The following is a 17,551-nucleotide window of genomic DNA, read 5'->3' as shown; positions in this document are numbered from 1 at the left end:
CCAGCGCCAATGGTACTGCATCTTAAGGTGTGGGAGAGTAGGTCGCCGCCAGGCCTGCAAAACGCAGATAATAAACTCTTCAAACGATAAAGCGCTCAAAAAGCCAACAGCCGATAGCGCAAAAAAAAACCTCAAAACAACGCGGGATGGAGCAGTCCGGTAGCTCGTCAGGCTCATAACCTGAAGGTCGCAGGTTCAAATCCTGCTCCCGCAACCAAATACAAAACACAAAAAAGCCCGCACGGAGAAATCCTGCGGGCTTTCTTGCGTTCTGAAACAGGAAAAATGGGACGGCAAGCTGACCTTTCATCCAGCTGCGATTTGAGCCGGGGTGGCGATGGATCTCCTAGTTGTCTGGCTTGTTGGACAAATACGCCTGAATTCGTTGAGAGGCGTTGGACTTGAGGTTCTCGAAAAACAGCGAATAATCGTAGCTGTGATAGACGCCTTTGGGGAAGAACGTGCTGTCGAGCTCGAAAGGGCCTTCGGCGGTCACCACAAGGCCATCGTCGACGATTTGCGCCGAGGCCAAGCCCGGATAAGTCTGCCGGTTGCCCTGTTGGTCGAAGAAGGTTGTGCCGGCGTTGAGGTCGGCGCGCGCCAATGTCGGTTCACGCGTCCAGGTGAGCGGATTAACAACCGCAGCACCCTTGAGGATCATCGGAGCTGCGCTTTGCCTGCCGGGCGCAACCGAATTGTAGGTTACAAAACACCCGGTTTCCGAGGGTGTATCGCAAATCTTGATGGCTGTGTTGTCCGTCAGGTCTTCCTGTGTGATCGACCAGCCGATCAGGTAGCCGGCGATGAGTTGGTCTTCGATCCCGAGCTTGCCCCAATGGTCGACAAGCAGCTGCGTGAGGACATAAGAGCCCTGGCTGTGTGCTGCGACAATAAATGGCCGGCCATTGTTGTGATGCTGCATATAATAGGTCAGGGCGCGGCGGGCATCGTCTTCACCGTAGGAAATCAGGTGGTCACGCTGGTCTTCGGGCAGATCGAACCCGGCCAGATTCATCTGCCGGTACAAAGGCGCATAGAGATTGGCCTGACCCGAGAAGACCAGTGCCTCCGTGTCGACGCTTTCAAGCGCCCCGGCGACGAGATCCTTGCGGGTGATATCCATCAACCACTCTGTCTGATCATAAAGAACAGTTGGGTATAGCCAGAGTATGTCCACGGCAAATTGGTTCGGATTGTCTGGTTTCGCCAACCAGCTCGCCGCCTTCTCATAGTCTGGCGGAGGCGGAACAACAGCGTCAGTTACCGGGGGCAAGCCGTCTGCCGTGGCAGGCGTCGCCAACCCGAAAGCGACAATGAGGCCTGCAAAAACGGCTGCAAAAGTGCCTGGTGTGTGTTCACGCAACAAGCGGATCCGCTGTGATATTTGCATGTATTTTCCCGCTTTCAGCAAAGGCGCTTATGGTTGTGGTTGACTGTACTACATCTTTTGGGTTTCGGCGCTTGCAAAAATACTCTTGGTCGGTGGTCCAGGACTTAAAGGTCGAGCAAACAGAGATGATGTCAGGAGGGGGCGGGCTTCGGCCAAGTGTCTGCTGTATCCAGGAAGGAGCGCGAACGTTCAAGCTGGGCTTGCTTCACAAAACTCAGCCAGGCGTTGCAGATTTCCACCGAAGGGGGACAATAGATTTGTAACGGTCGATGCAGACGTTTTGTCGAGTTCCTGGCGCTGGATCGCCGCCAGACTTCCCGTTGGGCTCAAATCAACATAATGCGCCCCGCCGTCTGCCTCGATCCTGGAAAAGGCCTGGCGCAGCTGCATCGGGTTTCTGACGATCTGCCAGGCGGCGACGGTGTCGAGATCTTCGACCCTCTGTCCGGAACAGGCTGACCAAACCGGCCAGAAAGGCGTCTCAAACGAGAGACCTCGCGCGGCCCGCAGATAATCCTCTTTTGCGTTCTCGATCCACGTCGAGTGGAATGCAAATGGCACTGGCAGCACCTGAAACGCCACATCCAGACGGCGTAATTCGGCTAGGACTTCGACCTTGTCATTGGCCAAACAGGCCAGCACACAATGCGCCCTTGCAGTGACGCCGGCAACTTCGGTGCTTGCGGTCAAGACCGGCGATGTCTTGCATATGTTCTCCGACGCCAGAACCGCGATGAGGCAGCCGGCCGGGGCATTCTTGCGGAAGATGGCGGGTTGACTGGCAATGGCTTTCAGCGCGGTTTCAAAGGGCACCATTCCGGCGACACTCATCGCCACAAACTCCCCAAGGCTGACACCCAGAAGCATGTCCGGCTTGATTCCCAGATGTTGCACCAGCTTGGCTGTTGCAAACTGGGTCATGAACAGTGCTGGATGCGAATGTTCAAGATGATCAAAGGGATCACTCGCCTTGCAGTCGGCTGCATAAATCTTTTCCAGAGGTGAAAACCCCTGGGTATCCCTGATTATGCGGTCACCGATATCCATCCACCGTTTGAAAACGGGATGGGCCTGCATCAGATCGGCTGCCATATGGTAATACTGTGACCCTTGCCCCGCGAAGCAGAAAACCGTGGGCAGGGACGGGGACAATGAAGGCATTCAAATGACCTTGACGGAAAATCGGGCGGCAGACCGTTTCTTGTTGCATGGGCCGGTTGCAAACGGCAAGCCGCTGATCACGTCAGAGCGAGTTGCGCTGTGGTGGCTGGATCTTGCCGAGATTGGCGAAGGCGACTGGGGTCGTCTGGCATCCCTCCTCAACGAAGAAGAACGATCCCGCTCGGAGCGATTTCATTTCGAACGCGACAAACAGGTTTACGTCGCAGCCCACGCGAGCTGCCGGGGGCTTTTGACCTATTGCACGGGGCACGCGCCACAGAGCTGGCAATTCGCTGCTGAAGACTACGGAAAACCTGAGCTTGTCTGTCCCCCTGATGGGCCGCGCCTGAGGATCAATATTTCCCACACGCGCGGGCTGGCGGCGGTTGCTTTGACGGTAGACCGCGACATCGGCGTCGATGTTGAATGGTTGCAGCGCAGTGCGCCTACGGAGAAACTTGCCGAAAGTGTGTTTGCTGCGCGGGAGTGCGAGATCCTGGCTGCTGTCCCAGACTCACAAAAAATCGAGACGTTCCTGTCTTTCTGGACGTTGAAGGAAGCCTATGTCAAAGCGATCGGCAAAGGGCTTTCCCAACCTTTGGCTGCCTTTTCCTTTGATCTGGAGACCTTGCGCATTCATTTTGACGATACCGTGAGGGACGATCCGGAGAATTGGTGGTTTGAACGCTATCGCCCGGGGCCGGACCATCTGATGGCACTCGCGGTCCGCCATCCGGACCCCGTCCGTCTGAAGATTGATGCCACACCTGCTCCACTTGAGTATTTGCGGTGTCTGGCTGCAATCTGAAATCCTGTGCCGGTGATGCCCAGGCAGCCAGATAATCGCACTTAGAACTGAGACTTGCTCAGCGCTTAAGCGGGCAGAATGTCTCGTAGATAATGGGACATTCCCTTGGTCTGATCCCACTGGCGTGGATATCCGAGGGACACCTCTTCAAAGCGCGTTGCATCCCGCCAATCGGTTCGGCGTGTGTGCAGATGCCCCGAAATGACGACCTTTGCGTTGTAGCGCTGGTGCCAGTTCTCTGTTCGGCGTGTGCCACACCAGGGGGTGAAGCGCGGCACTCTCGGGATATGAATCAAGTCGCTGCGCAACGGGTAGTGATTGACGAGAATGGTTTGCATTCCCACGGGAATATCTTGCAGCCGGCGCTCGGTTTCCGCACAGCGTGCTGCGCACCAGTCCTCACGGCTTTGCCATGGCGCAGGGTCCAGGAAAAATTCGTCAGCACAGACAGAGCCTTGTTCGCTTGCCCAGGAGACGACCTCGTCGCGCGCAATGGCGTCCGGCCGGAAGCTGTAATCATAGAGCAGGAAAAGCGGCGCGATGACACACGGTCCACCGGCCCCGTTCCAGATTTCGAACGGGTCTTCGGGCGTGGAGACCCCATACGCGCGGGCGCAGTCAATCAGGGCACTGTAGCGCGCCTCACCAGCAAGGGGGCGCGCATCCCGTGTTTCCGGGATGGCCCATAAATCATGATTTCCGGGAACCCAGAACACCTTCTCGAATTTCTGGGTCAGGGTCTCGAATGCCAGCCGTATGTGTTCGAATTTTTCACCAACATCGCCGGCGACAATCAACCAGTCATTGCGGAAGGATGGCAGCGCATGAAGGGCGTCTCGATTGGCTTCACTGGCGAGATGGAGATCGCTGATCGCCTTGAGGGTTTTGTGCTCAGAGATCTATGTTTCCTTTTCTTGTCATGATGTGCGAGCTCTCAACTACTTCTCGCATTCAGTGGGCTCTGTCCAGCTTGCAGGGCGACACCGCTGGCCAGTAACCTGCCATAGTCGGTGCGATTCACGGTTGTAAGACGCCGGGCATGCCTTCACAGTGAAAACTTGAATTCAGATCGCATTGCGTTTTTAGCTATCGTCCCGTTTTTGCTTGGATTTTGATCCAAGTTACAGCCGCAAAAGAGAAGCAGATGACCGAAGCCCACGGATCTGACGGCTATGACATCGACTGGTGGCCCTTGCTATCGGATCTGGAGTTTCTGGAACATCCCTATCCCGAATTGCGGCGCTTGCAGAAGCTGGGAAGCGTTCATCTGGATAAGGCCAGCGGGATTTATTTCGTTCTGGGACATCGTGCCTTTGCGAAGATCTCGAAATCAACGGGCATGGGGCGGGACACGCGCAAATGGATCGGTGGCTGGACCTCTGACGATTATCGCCTTCAGGATCCGACCGGATACAGGCTCTTCAGTGAATTCCAATGGCAGATGATCAACTGCGACGGGGAAGACCACAAACGGATGCGCAAGGTCTACGAACCTGCGTTTCGATCGCAGGCAATGAGCTCAATGGTCCCGTTGATCGAACAGCAGACCAGAATCCTTCTGGATGCCATGCCAGAGCGAGGGGAGGTCGATTTTATTGAGGCTTTTGCCGGCCCGTTGCCTCTGCGCGTTCTGTGCAAGCTGTTCGATATCCCGGAAAGTCTGGATGGGCAAATTGGGCAATGGAGCGCTTCTCTGATCCGTATCGGCGACATTCTGATGACCCCGGAGCAAAAGACCGAAGCCTTGCAAGCCTTGAACGATTTCAAGAATTTTCTGCGTGAGCAGATCGCCATGCGAAAAGACTCAGATGAAGACAATCTGATGGGAATGGCGATAAAAGCTTGTAAGGATGGGACACTTGATGAGGAAGAAACCCTCACCAACCTTGTTTCCATGCTGGTTGCAGGTCATGAAACAACCGTGACCCTGATTGGGAACGGCATGCTGCTGCTGTTGCGGGAACCCGACCAAATGGCACGGTTGCGGTCGGACATGAATCTCATGAGAACCGCGGTCGAGGAATTCATGCGCATGGAGCCCGGCGGCAACATGATCTTGCGTATCGCGCTTGAAGACTTTGAGGTGGAAGGGACGTGTATTCCGAAGGGGGCTCCTGTTATCGGCCTCGTTGGGGCAATCAACAGAGACCCGGAGCGGTTCTCAGATCCCGACACACTGGATATCGGCAGGTCGGCCAATGCCCAGTTCACCTTTGGTGGCGGCAAACACTTTTGCATCGGCGCGCCTCTGGCTCGCCTTGAAGCGCAGCTGGCTTTTTCGGCCGTGCTGGAAAAATATGGCACGATCGAGCTTGCCGGAGCTCCGGAGTGGCGCCTTGACAGAATGAATGCACGTGGCCTCGGCCGCTTGCCAGTACGGTTGGAGCGGACTTGATGACGATGGCTGCCGGTATAGAGGCCATGAACGTTTATGGCGGCATGGCTTACCTCGACGTGCGCGAGTTATGCGATCATCGCGGTCTGGACCTGCCGCGATTTGAAAATTTGCTGATCCAGGAAAAAAGTGTCGCGCTGCCTTATGAGGATCCGGTCACATTCGCGGTGAACGCGGCACGGCCGATAGTTGAAGGTCTGAGCGCCGAAGAGCGTAGCCAGATCGAGATGGTGATAACCTGTACCGAATCCGGGATCGATTTTGGCAAATCAATCAGCACCTATCTGCTCAAATATCTGGATCTGCCCTCCAACTGCCGCCTCTTTGAATTGAAGCAGGCCTGTTATTCGGGAACTGCCGGATTGCAGATGGCGCTCAATTTCGTGATGTCAGGAACCTCGCCGGGGGCAAAGGCCCTTGTGGTTGCCACTGACATTTCGCGGTTTGCGCTGGCGGATTCCAAGGCCGTTCAGGAATGGGCATACTCGGAGCCGAGTTCGGGGGCCGGGGCCGTGGCCATGCTGGTCTCCGATACGCCGCATGTGTTTCAGATTGATCAGGGCGCCTATGGCAATCATGCTTTCGAGGTCATGGACACATGTCGCCCGGGACCAGACACAGAGGCCGGCGATGCAGACCTTTCCCTGATGGCGTATCTCGATTGTTGCAGTGGGGCTTTCGGGGACTATGCGCGCCGCGTTGAAGGGGCCGACTTTCAAACGACATTCGATCAGTTGTGCTTCCATACACCGTTTGGCGGCATGGTAAAGGGCGCGCATCGGCAATTGATGCGCAAGCTTTACAAGGCGAAGCCCGATGCGATCTCTGCAGATTTTGAGAAACGTCTCACGCCCAGCCTTGCTTATGGAAAACGGGTGGGCAACACGGCAGGCGCCTCGGTGTTCGTGGCCTTGGCCGGAACAATTGACGCGATAAAACCGGATGCGCCGATCCGTCTGGGCTTGTTCTCGTATGGATCAGGCTGCTGTTCTGAGTTTTTCAGCGGTGTGGTTGGTGCTGAAGGCACCAGACGATTGGGCGCCATGGAGATTTCCCGAAAACTCGATGAACGCTATCAGCTGTCCATCGAGGAATATGAAAAGCTGCTGACCGGCAGTTCCACCGTTCGCTTTGGAACGAAGGATTGCGAACTGGACCGCGACATTATTCCCGGAGCCTGGTCATCTTCTGGCAAGGGGGACACGTTGGTTCTGGACCGTATCGACGGCTATCATCGCAATTACATCTGGATCTAACCGGGCTTTCGGGCGCCGACAACGACTGGCCGAAACAGGATTACAATGCAGGACGCAAACAAGATTACCCAGATCATCATTGCGGAAATCCGCGAGACGGTCCCTGAGCTGGCCGACCAAGAGATTTCCGCCTCTGATGCCATGGCGGAGCTGGGTGTTGATTCCATCGAGCGCAGTGAAGTCATCATCGCGACCATGGAAAAGCTTGGTCTGAAAATCCCGATGGTTCAGTTGCACGGCCCGCGCAACATTGGTGAACTGGCCGCGCTTCTTGCCACCAAAACTGCTGGCTGATCAGGTGGGTATTGCTGTCTCCGGAATAGGTATCGCGTCTGGATTTGGCCATGGGAAGGCGCTTTTCCGGGAAGGCTTGTTCGAGGCACCCAACCTGTTTTCCTATTTGCAGCGCGAAACGCGTGAGGCGGCAGACGGGGAGAGCCCTTTTATCGGCATTGAGATGCCGCCGCCGCCAGACATTCTGCCAAGGCGCATCGCCAGAACCGCCAGTCTGAGCGGAGCGACTGCAGTGTCCGTCGTGACTGAAGCCTGGCAAGAAGCCAATCTGGATGCGATCGACCCGGACCGTATCGGTCTTGTGGTTGGTGGCAGCAACCTGATGTCGCGTGAACAAGCGCTGGCGTTCAAAGGCTACGCCGATAGGCGCGCCTACATTCCGCCGCGGCACGGGCATATGTTTCTCGATACGGATATCTGTGGCCTGTGCACCTCGATATTTGCGATCCGAGGTTTTGCCTATACGACCGGTGCTGCATCAGCCAGTGGAACGCTAGCAATTGTTCAGGCCATGGATGCGATCCGGGCTGGCAAGGTCGACGTCTGCATCGCGCTTGGGGCCTTTCAGGATGTTTCCGGGCATGATCTCCAGGCTATGCGCGCATTGGGGGCCATGGGTTCGAGCAAATACGCGACCGCCCCGTCTGAGGCGTGCCGTCCGATGGATCGGGACCACGATGGTTTCATCTATGGTGAGGCTTGTGCGGCGCTTGTCCTCACTCGGACTGACAAGCTGGCTGGGCTTTCAAGCTATGGAACCCTGCTCGGTGCTGGCTTTGTGAGTGACGGTACACGTGGGCCGGAGCCGAACTCAGCCGGCCAGATCCGGGCTGCGAAAAAGGCCTTGGCAGAAGCCGGTCTGAAAGCCGAAGACATTGACTACGTGAACGGTCATGCGACCGGAACGCCGACGGGTGACATGGTGGAACTCGAGACCTATCGGGCTTTGGGCCTCGGTCATGCCCGGATCAATGCGACCAAGTCGATAATCGGTCATGGATTGAGTGCTGCCGGTACAGTTGAGGTTGCCGCAACCCTGATGCAAATCGAAGCGGGGCGTTTGCACCCAATGCGTAATCTGCAGCATCCGCTGGATCCGAACCTGCGCTGGGTCGGTGCCAAAGCCGAAACCCATGCTCTTCAGACGGCCCTGAAATTCTCATTTGGATTTGGCGGCATGAATGCAGCCCTTGTGATCGGGAGACCGGGATGACCTATGACACGCTCGCCGTGACGATTGGCAAGGGTCTTTGCCGGATCAGCTTCGACCGGCCTGAAGCGGGCAACGCGATCAATGACCAGATGATCAGGGAGCTGACCCAGGTTCTCAATATCTGCGTTTGCGATGCCGGGTCAGATGGCAAGCCTGTCAGCATTGTCGTGCTGGAAGGCAATGCCGAGATCTTTTGTGCCGGGGGGGATTTCCAGGCGGTTTCAGACTCTGGGGCAGCTGGAGACCCGGAGCCCCTTTACGAAATCTGGCGGCTGTTGTCGGAAGGGCCGTTCATCACAATCAGCGTTGTGAAAGGCCGTGTGAACGCGGGAGGCGTTGGGTTCGTAGCTGCGTGCGACATCGTGATTGCAGAGCAGCGTGCCACTTTCGGCTTGTCCGAATTGCTGTTCGGGCTTTTTCCGGCCTGTGTGTTGCCGTTTCTGGTCAGGCGGATTGGGCATCAGAAAGCCCATTACATGACCTTGATGACCAAACCTGTCTCCGCTCATGATGCCGCAGCCTCTGGCCTGGTGGATGTTGTCGCGGAAAATGCCGATGCTGCCTTGCGCCAACATCTGACGCGATTGCAGCATTTGAACCGGCAAGCGATCGCCAGTTACAAATGCTACATGGCCTCGTGTTCGGGCAATCCGGAGCGCGACAAAGTAGCGGCGCTGACAGCAAACCGCACCTTCTTTTCGGACCCGAGCGTTGTTGCAGGCATTCAGCGCTATGTCAGCGAACTGAAGTTCCCCTGGGAAGCGTGAGCCTTGCCGGTTTGCGTCAGGTTGACGGCTCGTTGAAGCGGGGGGAGGACCGGGCTCTGCAATCCTTCGCGCAGGACAAAAGTCCGATGCAACAGGCAGATGGACAGCAGGTACATGAAGGTCTGGTTTTCTTTCGTACTGATCTCGCCTGCCGGTCTTGTCAGCACCTTGTTGGCAAGGCGCTGGGCAAATTTCGCATTCACAAAAGGTATTTTCGAGAGCTCGCCGGAGCTCAGGAGGACGTCCAGATAATCGGGGCGTCGGGCTGCAAAAGCCGCAGAGTCCGGAGCGCGGTAAGGAAACTTGCGCTTGTCGATGATCTGATCGGGAAGGCGCCCGCGAAACGCCTCGCGCAACAGACGTTTTTCAGTCAGGCCGTCGTCGAACTTCAGGTTGATGGAGGTTGCCAGCGCAAAGACATCCGGATCCAGGAACGGACAACGATTTTCAACGCCATGCGAGAAGCTCATCCGCTCGCCTTGCGTCGACAGGAGATACCCCGGCAAGAGTGTCTTGTACTCAAGCCATTGTGCCTTTTCGACCGATGAGAAATTCGCGTATCCGTCCTGTGCTGCGACATAGAGGAGGATCTCCTCGAAGGGAGGCGCTGCATCGTTCAACAGTCGGGCGGAGAACTGACCGTTCTGAAACCGCAACTCATGTGAGAACAGGCCGGGCATTTTCTCGGTCGAAAACTGGTGATAGAGCCCGGTGACCGCTGCGATATCCTTCGGCCCATAGTGCGACAAGTGCGGATAGAGTTTCTCAAGCTGGCTGCGACGCTGGTCTTCAGGAAGCCTGTCCCAGGCTTCTCGCAAGCGTGTTTCCTTGAACAGGTCATAGCCAAGGAAGGCTTCATCGGCCCCTTCCCCACTTAGAATGACCTTGATGCCTTCCTCCTGGGTGCGTTTCGACAGCAGGTACATCGGAATGAAGGCACTTCGGAACGCAGGCATTTCTGCATGGTAGATCGCATCAGGCGTGCTGTCGGCAATGTCGGCATGGCTAATGCGCTGGGAAAAATGCCGCGTGCCCAGATGCTCCGAAACCAGACGTTGCTCGGGTGTCTCGTCAAATTCAGTGTCTTCGAACTCGACAGAGAAGGTCGAGAGCGGTTTTTGCGAGAAATCTTTCGCCAGGGTCGCAACAATAGCAGAATCAACGCCACCGCTCAGGTAAACGCCGACTTCCACATCACTGCGTAGGCGTAATTCGACGCTGCGCGTCAAACGATCCCGAACGAGGTCAAGTGCCTCTGCTTCCGACGTGACCTCGGGCCCTGTGTCGAACTGCAGGTCGGTATAGGTATGCGTGCTGATGTTGCCATTCCTGACCGCCAACCATTGTCCCATCGGCAGGCTTTCGATGCCTTGAAAACCGGATTGGTGGGGAAGCGGAGTCCATTGCCCAAGGATCGATGACAGCTGGGCCGGATCCTGCTCAAAGGCAAAGTCGGGAAATGTCAGAAAGGCCTTCATTTCCGAGGCGAACAGAACGCTTTTGCCACGTTTGGCGTAAAACAGCGGGCGCTTGCCAAACCGGTCGCGGGCCAGGAAGAGGTCGCCTGTTTCACTGTCATATAGCGAGAAGGCGAAACCCCCGTTGAACCGGCGTAGACAGTCGGCCCCCCAGGTGATCCAGGCATTCAGAACGACTTCCGTATCGCACTGTGTCTGGAAAACGCATCCGGCGGCTTCCAGCGTCGTCTTGAGCTCTCGGTAATTGTAGATTTCACCGTTGTAGCACAGCCAGAAACGGCCGGATTTGTCGGTGAAAGGCTGAACGCCGGAAGCCGGGTCAAGGATTGCCAGGCGAACAGAGCCCATTGCAAAGCCATTGTCGACAACATACCCGGCGCCATCGGGGCCACGGTGGCCGATATAGGCCAACATTGTTTGAATATCGTCAGTAAGGGCTTCTGCCGAAATGGCGGGATTTGAAATGCCGACGATACCGCACATGAAGTCTTGAACCTATACGAACTCAGGAAGTTGAACGGTCAGCTGTCTTTTGCGCAACTGTCTGTTCGATCTGCTCAAGGCTCACCATGACGCCGCCGGTCATCTCTTTTTCCGTGAACTTGATTTCAAATTCTTCTTCCAGAAAGCGGATCAGCTGGATGTAGCCAAAGGAGTCCATCACGCCCTCCTTGAACAGATCTGACGAGGCGGGAAACGTCTCGTCGAACTCAATCAGAAATTGATCTTCCATGAAATCACGAATTTTACTCATGGTGCCTAAACTTCTAGGGTGAGCGACAGAGCCCTCGGACGAGGCTTGAGCGCAGCTGCGGAGCTTATGCGTCCGATCAATGAGGGAATACGGTAGCCAAACGTAAGATAAAGGAACAGTGACTTTTCGCTAAAATACGGATTTTTATCAAAAAATCCTGATTCTTATCATATGTTGCAGAGCGTGCGCTTGCGTGGTGTTGCTGCCGCTAATAGCATCTATCGGAGATTGTTTTGAAGTGACACCTTGGAAAGAATTATTGATGGGGGCATTGGCGTGCAGCCCCAGGGCAGTTGAAAAACCACATTTTTTGAGACGCGCCGGATTTTCAACCTGAAGGCCTCTTTCCAGGGAAGCTGCCATGCTGAGTTTTGAATGAATATACTCCGACTGCTCAGAAGTGGCACCTCAGGCAACCGTCAGTTCATCATTATTGTTACCAGCCTGTCCGGACTTGGAAACGCCGGCCTGGTGGGCCTGATCAACCAGGCGGCCGAGCGGTCCTTGCTCGATGAGGCAATCAGCGTGCAGCTGATGATCGTTTATCTGCTGACCCTGTTTTTCTTCATTGTCTCAAACCGCTCCTCCTTGCTGCATGCCAACAGGTTTGTTCAGTCTCGCCTGGAGACAATGCGCCGGCGTGTGGTCAATAAAATCGGAAAAGTCGATCTGCGGACGCTGGAGAGAATGGGGCAGGGCGATGTGTATCTCACCGTTGCTCAGGAAACCGACCATCTGTCTCAGACCTTGCCGCTTATCATCGGTGCGGCGCAGAGCGCATTCCTGCTTGTTTTCCTGATCCTTTATATCGCCACCCTGTCGCTGATCTCATTCTTTGTCGTGGCCGGCTTTACTGTGCTCGGCATTCTGTTCTTTCTGAATCGCCAAAAGGCTCTGACGGGCTATCTGGGCGAGGTGCATTACAAGGAGGCAGAGCTGATCGACAACCTGTCCCACTTCACCCTCGGGTTTCAGGAAATTCGACTGAATGCCAACAAGAACGACGCGCTGTTCGAGCATTTCACAAATTTGACGAGCGATTTGAAGGACGCGGTTCTGCGAGACGGGGGGCGCTGGGTGACGTTGCTGCAGTTCAGCAATGCCTTTGTGTTTCTTCTGGCTGGGTTGGTGGTCTTTGTGCTTCCCATATTCTTTGGCGGCTATACAGACACGATTTACAAGATCATGGCGGTCTCGGTTTTTGCCGTTGGGCCGATGGCCGCCCTGACCTCGGTCATACGTCTTCTTGGTCGGGCAGAGGTGGGGCTGGGGCATGTCTATGATCTGGAGCGGCGCCTCGATGAGGGTCTGTCGCCATCCGGCCCCAAATCACCACGGCAGAACTCCCCATTCAGAAACTTCTCAAAAATTGAACTGTCTGAGGCAATGTTCAGATATGTCGATAGAGAGAACGCGATAACGTTTGCTGCGGGGCCTTTGAACCTCACCTTGAACAGAGGTGAGATTGTTTTCATGACCGGTGGCAACGGCAGTGGCAAGTCGACTGCACTGAAACTTCTTTGCGGCCTGTATCTTCCCGAAAGTGGCCGCGTCCTATGCGACGGGGAAGAGGTCACTGACACAACGCGGCAGCAGTACCGGGAAATCTACTCGGCGATTTTTACCGACTTCCATCTGTTTGACCGGCCATATGGCATGGAGAACGTTTCCACGGAGGAGGTCGAACGGCTGATCGCCAAAATGGAGCTGAGTGACAAGGTCCGCTTCGAAAAAGGCCGTTTCACCACACGGGAGCTTTCGACGGGGCAGCGCAAGCGCCTGGCGATGATCTCGTGCCTGCTGGAAGACCGGGAAGTCTATATATTTGACGAATGGGCTGCGGATCAGGACGGCCACTTCCGCGATGTTTTCTATCGCGAAATGCTTCCCGACTTCAAAGCCCGGGGAAAAACCGTCATCGCCGTGACCCATGATGACAAGTATTGGGACTGTTGTGACCGTCAGGTCACTCTTGATCTTGGCATGATCACCATGGCTGGGGTGAATTGACGATGGTGATTGTCGATTTCATTAAACAAACAGAGCCACGGCAGCTTCGGCTGATGATGATCCTGACCCTCGTTGCGGGGGTCGCGAATGCCAGCCTGATCATCGTGATCACGAATGTAGCCGAAACGGTTTCAAAGGGGCTGCATCCCAGCCTCGTCAGCTGGGCGATTTTCCTGACGGCCTTCGGGTTTTATTATGGTGCCAACCAGCTGGCGCTGGTCCGGTCGATGAAAATCATCGAAACCCTGCTCAACCGGAAGCGGTTGGAGATCGCCGACAAGTTGCGCAAATCCGAGCTTCTTGTCGTTGACCAGCTGGGAAGAGGGCGCCTCTACAATCTGGTGGCGAAGGAAACCAACCACCTTTCCGTGACGTTTCCGCTCATTGTCGATGCCGTCCAGCAAATGGTGCTGCTCGGAATGTCGCTTCTTTATCTTCTCTACCTATCTCCGGCTGCTTTTCTGGTCTTCATCGCCGCGATCGCTATGGGGTATCTTGGGTACAAGGTGATCGACAACCGCTTTCGAAACATTCTGCTGCTGGTTGAAAAAATGCAGGCGCAAATGCTCGATGCGATTGTCGATATCATCCACGGCTCCAAGGAATTGCGCCTTAACACTGCTCGCAGCAACGCTGTTGCAGTGGCCTATCGCAAACGCTCCGATGTCTTGGAAAGGCTGCTCGTGCGAACCATTGAGCATTGGGTTGCACTGATCCTGCTGGGGAGCCTGTCGACCTTCCTGCTCTTGGGGGCCGTGGCGTTCCTCTTTCCAACTTATGTGACCGGCCACAAGACCATCATCTTTCAGCTCATTCCGGTGCTTCTGTTTGGCATGGGCACCTTGTGGAAGACGGTCGCCCAATCGCCAATGTTCATCCGGGCAGAGGTTGGATTGCAGTCGATCCTGAAGGTTGATCGGGAGTTGTCGGAGAGCTCCAGCATTTCGCCGGAAGAGGCCCGTGCCTATTCAAAACCCTTTCTGGATTTTTCGACGCTCTCCTTCAATGACATCAAGTTCAGCTACGATAGAACGGACCCGGATTCCTACACCGTCGGCCCTATCAATCTTTCCGTTTCGCGTGGTGAGGTCATTTTCCTGGTCGGTGGAAACGGCAGCGGAAAGTCAACCGCACTGAGAATGATGAGCGGGCTCTATCCGCTGCAATCAGGATGGATTGGTGTCGACAAAGTCGCTGCTTCCGGCAAGGCGGTTGCTGGTTACCGCGAATTGTTTTCGTCCGTTTTTGTCGATTTTCACTTGTTTGACCGCCTTTATGGCCTTGAGGACATTGAGCCAGGCAGGGTCAACAGTCTGATTGCTGAGATGGGCTTGGCGGACAAGGTCACTTTTGAGGACGGAAAGTTCAACCAGCTGCATCTGTCGACCGGACAACGAAAGCGCCTGGCGCTTATCGCAGCTATTCTTGAAGATCGGCCAGTTTATCTGCTGGATGAATGGTCTGCGGAACAAGACGTGCATTTTCGCGAGTTCTTCTACAATTCATTTATCCCGAAACTCAGAAGCGAGGGGAAACTGGTCATTGCGACGAGCCACGACGAAAAATATTGGAAAGCCGCAGACCGGATAGTCAAGCTGGACCTCGGTAAAATCGAATGGATCAAAACGGCTGCTGAGTGGGCGGATCAATGAAAGCTGTCATGTTTCCCGGACAAGGTGCACAACGGCTTGGCATGGGCCAGGAGCTGTTTGCCCGTTTTTCGAACCAGGTTGAGCAAGCTGATGACATTCTGGGGTATAGCGTTGCCCAATTGTGTCTTGAGGGCCCAATCGAGAAGCTGAGCCAAACCCAGTTTACGCAGCCTGCGCTTTATGTCGTCAACAGCCTGAAATACCTCAGCTCATTGGAAGATGGGGAGGCGCGTCCGGGCATCCTTCTTGGTCACAGTGTTGCGGAATATGTTGCCTTGTTCGCAGCGGGTGTCCTTGATTTTGGGTCCGGGTTGCGCCTCGTGGCAAAGCGCGGCGGCTTGATGGCCGAAGCGCGGGGAGGCGGCATGGCTGCAGTCCTTGGACTGGAAGCGGACGTCATCGAAGATCTGATTCAAACCAAAAATCTGACCGACATATTTCCGGCCAATTACAACACGCCAAAGCAGATTGTCGTCTCTGGTCGCAAGGATGCAATTGTTGAGGCCGAGGCCATTTTTCTGGCGGCGGGTGCGAGCTACTACAAAGTGCTGCCTGTGAGTGGCGCATTCCACACCCCGTTCATGCAGGTCGCCAAGGAACGGTTTGCCGAATTGGCCAGGGGGGTGGACTTCTGTGTGCAACAGATCCCGGTCCTTTCCAATGTGACAGCCCGGCCGCATGTTGATGCAGACATTCGCGCGCGGATGATCGAACAGATCACAGCGCCCGTGCGCTGGAGTGAGAGCTTGCGTTATCTCATGGCGAAGGGGGTCGCGTTTTCCGACACGGTCGAGCTTGGCCCGGATGGCCCGCCGGTTGTCCGGCCTATGTTCAAACGCACCGAATTGGAAGCCGGCCCGCTCGATCTTGCGCAGCTTGTCGCCGAAGAAGTCGCAGAAAAAGCAACCGACACAGCGGCTGAGGCACCTCAGCAGGAAGCTACGATCATTCTCAAAACCTCCACTCCCGCAACGGATGGCCCCCTGAGACTTGAAGTCACCAGACTGAATGGCGTGGTTTCGGCCCCAGGTCGGATTACGGTCGAAAATCTCGGCTCCCGCGGTTTTTGTGACACGTTCGGTGTTCGCTACCCTTACGTCAGCGGATCCATGTACCAGGGAATTGCATCCACGGAGTTGGTGGTGCGCATGGCGCGCGCTGGGCTGCTTGGGTTCTTTGGGGCCGCCGGCTTGCAAACGGATGCGGTCAAAACGGCGATCAGCATGATCAAGGCGGGTATTTCAGATGGCGCTCCATTCGGCGTCAATTTTATCGCCCACGTCAATCGCCCCTACCTGGAAGATGAGTTGACGGACCTTCTGTTGGAGGAGGGCGTCACCATCATTGAAGCCTCAGCCTTCATGGAGGTGACGTCGGCACTCGTTCGCTACCGAGCCAAAGGACTGCGACGGGAAAATGGCGTGGTGCGCGCCTCAAACCGGATTATTGCAAAGATCTCTCGCCCCGATGTCGCCGCACAATTCCTGGCCGCAGCGCCCGAAAAACTGATTGCCTCGCTTTTGAAAAGTGGTGGGATCACCACGGATGAAGCCGACATGCTGCGCTGCGTACCGATGGCCGATGCGATCTGCGTGGAATCAGATTCCGGCGGTCATACAGATCAGGGCATGCCGTTCGCGCTGGTTCCACCGGTGCTGAAGCTGCGGGATCAGGCTCAAGAGCAGTTTGGGTCTTTCGGGCCGATTTTCGTCGGGTCAGCCGGCGGGATCGGAACAGCAGAGGCTGCCGCCGCAGTCTTCATTCTGGGTGCGGACTTCATCGTCACTGGATCGATCAATCAGTGCACGGTGGAAGCGGGCACCAGCGAGGCTGTCAAGGATCTGCTGGAGAGCATCAACGTCTATGACACGGCCTATGCCCCATCAGGTGAGATGTTCGAACTCGGTTCAAAAGTCCAGGTGCTGAAGAAGGGGGTCTTCTTCCCGGCGCGCGCAGAAAAGCTGGTCGGCATCTACCGTCAGCACGACAGTCTCGATCAGATCGACCCCAAGCTGAGATCACAGCTCGAAGACCGCTATTTCCGGCGCAGCTTTGATGACGTTTTTGCCGAGGTTGCCCGGTCTTACGCTGCGAGTGAGGTTGAGCGGGCTGAGCGCTTGCCGAAGCACCGCATGGCGCTGGTGTTCAAGCGTTATTTCAAGGACACCACCAATTGGGCCCTTGCCGGAGATATGGATTACAAGGTGGATTTTCAGGTTCATTGCGGCCCTGCCCAGGGGGCGTTCAATCAGTCTGCGGTGGGAACGGCTTTTCAGTCCTGGCGCCAACGCCACGCTGACGAGATCGGACTTGCGCTTCTTGAAGAAACGGCCAGTCTGTTGAACCGACGTTTTTCTGTCATGACGCGATAAG

15 protein-coding genes and 1 tRNA gene are annotated in these 17,551 nt (G+C 55.7%); 10 read left to right on the top strand and 6 right to left on the bottom strand.

What is annotated here, in order from left to right:
• Positions 1 to 140 precede the first annotated feature (140 nt).
• Positions 141 to 217, top strand: a tRNA-Met gene (locus tag J0X15_RS03600).
• Between the two features lie 129 nt (positions 218 to 346).
• On the opposite strand, the gene J0X15_RS03595 is transcribed toward J0X15_RS03600, so the two are convergent.
• On the bottom strand, positions 347 to 1,390 hold the full coding sequence (locus J0X15_RS03595) for a DUF3089 domain-containing protein (protein ID WP_206938234.1): 1,044 nt from the start codon (positions 1,388 to 1,390) through the stop codon (positions 347 to 349).
• A 189-nt stretch (positions 1,391 to 1,579) separates the two neighbouring features.
• A complete protein-coding gene (locus J0X15_RS03590) occupies positions 1,580 to 2,551 on the bottom strand; it encodes an acyltransferase domain-containing protein (protein WP_206938233.1) in 972 nt (323 codons plus the stop codon).
• A gap of 4 nt (positions 2,552 to 2,555) precedes the next feature.
• Here J0X15_RS03590 and J0X15_RS03585 point away from each other — a divergent pair, with 4 nt between their 5' ends.
• Positions 2,556 to 3,359, top strand: coding sequence for a 4'-phosphopantetheinyl transferase family protein (locus tag J0X15_RS03585; RefSeq protein WP_206938232.1), 804 nt, complete (start codon positions 2,556 to 2,558; stop codon positions 3,357 to 3,359).
• A gap of 65 nt (positions 3,360 to 3,424) precedes the next feature.
• On the opposite strand, the gene J0X15_RS03580 is transcribed toward J0X15_RS03585, so the two are convergent.
• The gene (locus tag J0X15_RS03580; protein WP_331461875.1) at positions 3,425 to 4,231 is read right to left on the bottom strand and encodes a metallophosphoesterase family protein; all 807 of its coding nucleotides are present in this window, start codon (positions 4,229 to 4,231) and stop codon (positions 3,425 to 3,427) included.
• Positions 4,232 to 4,503: 272 nt separating this feature from the next.
• Between J0X15_RS03580 and J0X15_RS03575 the strand changes: the two genes are divergently transcribed.
• The 5 genes from J0X15_RS03575 to J0X15_RS03555 are packed head-to-tail and all read left to right on the top strand — an operon-like array spanning position 4,504 to position 9,284.
• Complete coding sequence (locus J0X15_RS03575; RefSeq protein ID WP_206938231.1) at positions 4,504 to 5,754, top strand: cytochrome P450; 1,251 nt, start codon at positions 4,504 to 4,506, stop codon at positions 5,752 to 5,754.
• Positions 5,754 to 7,010, top strand: coding sequence for a hydroxymethylglutaryl-CoA synthase family protein (locus J0X15_RS03570; protein ID WP_231710247.1), 1,257 nt, complete (start codon positions 5,754 to 5,756; stop codon positions 7,008 to 7,010). Before J0X15_RS03575 ends, J0X15_RS03570 begins: the two co-directional genes overlap by 1 nt.
• Positions 7,011 to 7,055: 45 nt before the next feature.
• Complete coding sequence (locus tag J0X15_RS03565) at positions 7,056 to 7,304, top strand: acyl carrier protein (RefSeq protein ID WP_206938230.1); 249 nt, start codon at positions 7,056 to 7,058, stop codon at positions 7,302 to 7,304.
• Positions 7,282 to 8,517, top strand: a complete 1,236-nt coding sequence (locus J0X15_RS03560; protein WP_206938229.1) for a beta-ketoacyl synthase N-terminal-like domain-containing protein — start codon at positions 7,282 to 7,284, stop codon at positions 8,515 to 8,517. Before J0X15_RS03565 ends, J0X15_RS03560 begins: the two co-directional genes overlap by 23 nt.
• Positions 8,514 to 9,284: an enoyl-CoA hydratase/isomerase gene (locus J0X15_RS03555; protein ID WP_206938228.1), complete on the top strand. Its 771-nt coding sequence runs from the start codon at positions 8,514 to 8,516 to the stop codon at positions 9,282 to 9,284. Before J0X15_RS03560 ends, J0X15_RS03555 begins: the two co-directional genes overlap by 4 nt.
• On the opposite strand, the gene asnB is transcribed toward J0X15_RS03555, so the two are convergent.
• The 3 genes from asnB to J0X15_RS03540 all read right to left on the bottom strand — a co-directional run bounded on the left by asnB (position 9,248) and on the right by J0X15_RS03540 (position 11,879).
• Complete coding sequence (gene asnB, locus J0X15_RS03550) at positions 9,248 to 11,245, bottom strand: asparagine synthase (glutamine-hydrolyzing) (RefSeq protein ID WP_206938227.1); 1,998 nt, start codon at positions 11,243 to 11,245, stop codon at positions 9,248 to 9,250. The genes J0X15_RS03555 and asnB overlap by 37 nt on opposite strands.
• Before the next feature lie 22 nt (positions 11,246 to 11,267).
• Positions 11,268 to 11,516: an acyl carrier protein gene (locus tag J0X15_RS03545; RefSeq protein WP_206938225.1), complete on the bottom strand. Its 249-nt coding sequence runs from the start codon at positions 11,514 to 11,516 to the stop codon at positions 11,268 to 11,270.
• Positions 11,517 to 11,663: 147 nt separating this feature from the next.
• Positions 11,664 to 11,879 carry a hypothetical protein gene (locus J0X15_RS03540; protein WP_206938224.1) on the bottom strand — a complete coding sequence of 72 codons (216 nt, stop codon included), beginning with the start codon at positions 11,877 to 11,879 and terminating at the stop codon, positions 11,664 to 11,666.
• A 12-nt stretch (positions 11,880 to 11,891) separates the two neighbouring features.
• Between J0X15_RS03540 and J0X15_RS03535 the strand changes: the two genes are divergently transcribed.
• The 3 genes from J0X15_RS03535 to fabD are packed head-to-tail and all read left to right on the top strand — an operon-like array spanning position 11,892 to position 17,550.
• Entirely contained in the window at positions 11,892 to 13,526 is a 1,635-nt protein-coding gene (locus J0X15_RS03535; RefSeq protein ID WP_206938223.1) for a cyclic peptide export ABC transporter, read from the top strand.
• Between the two features lie 53 nt (positions 13,527 to 13,579).
• The gene (locus J0X15_RS03530; RefSeq protein ID WP_206938222.1) at positions 13,580 to 15,178 is read left to right on the top strand and encodes an ATP-binding cassette domain-containing protein; all 1,599 of its coding nucleotides are present in this window, start codon (positions 13,580 to 13,582) and stop codon (positions 15,176 to 15,178) included.
• A gap of 8 nt (positions 15,179 to 15,186) precedes the next feature.
• A complete protein-coding gene (gene fabD / locus J0X15_RS03525) occupies positions 15,187 to 17,550 on the top strand; it encodes an ACP S-malonyltransferase (protein ID WP_206938221.1) in 2,364 nt (787 codons plus the stop codon).
• The last annotated feature ends 1 nt before the right edge of the window (position 17,551 follow it).

The sequence above is a fragment of the Roseibium limicola genome, assembly GCF_017313085.1.
GTDB classification, from domain to species: domain Bacteria; phylum Pseudomonadota; class Alphaproteobacteria; order Rhizobiales; family Stappiaceae; genus Roseibium; species Roseibium limicola.
Note: the sequence above shows the minus strand (reverse complement) of the source record. Positions and strands in the feature narration are given on the sequence as shown.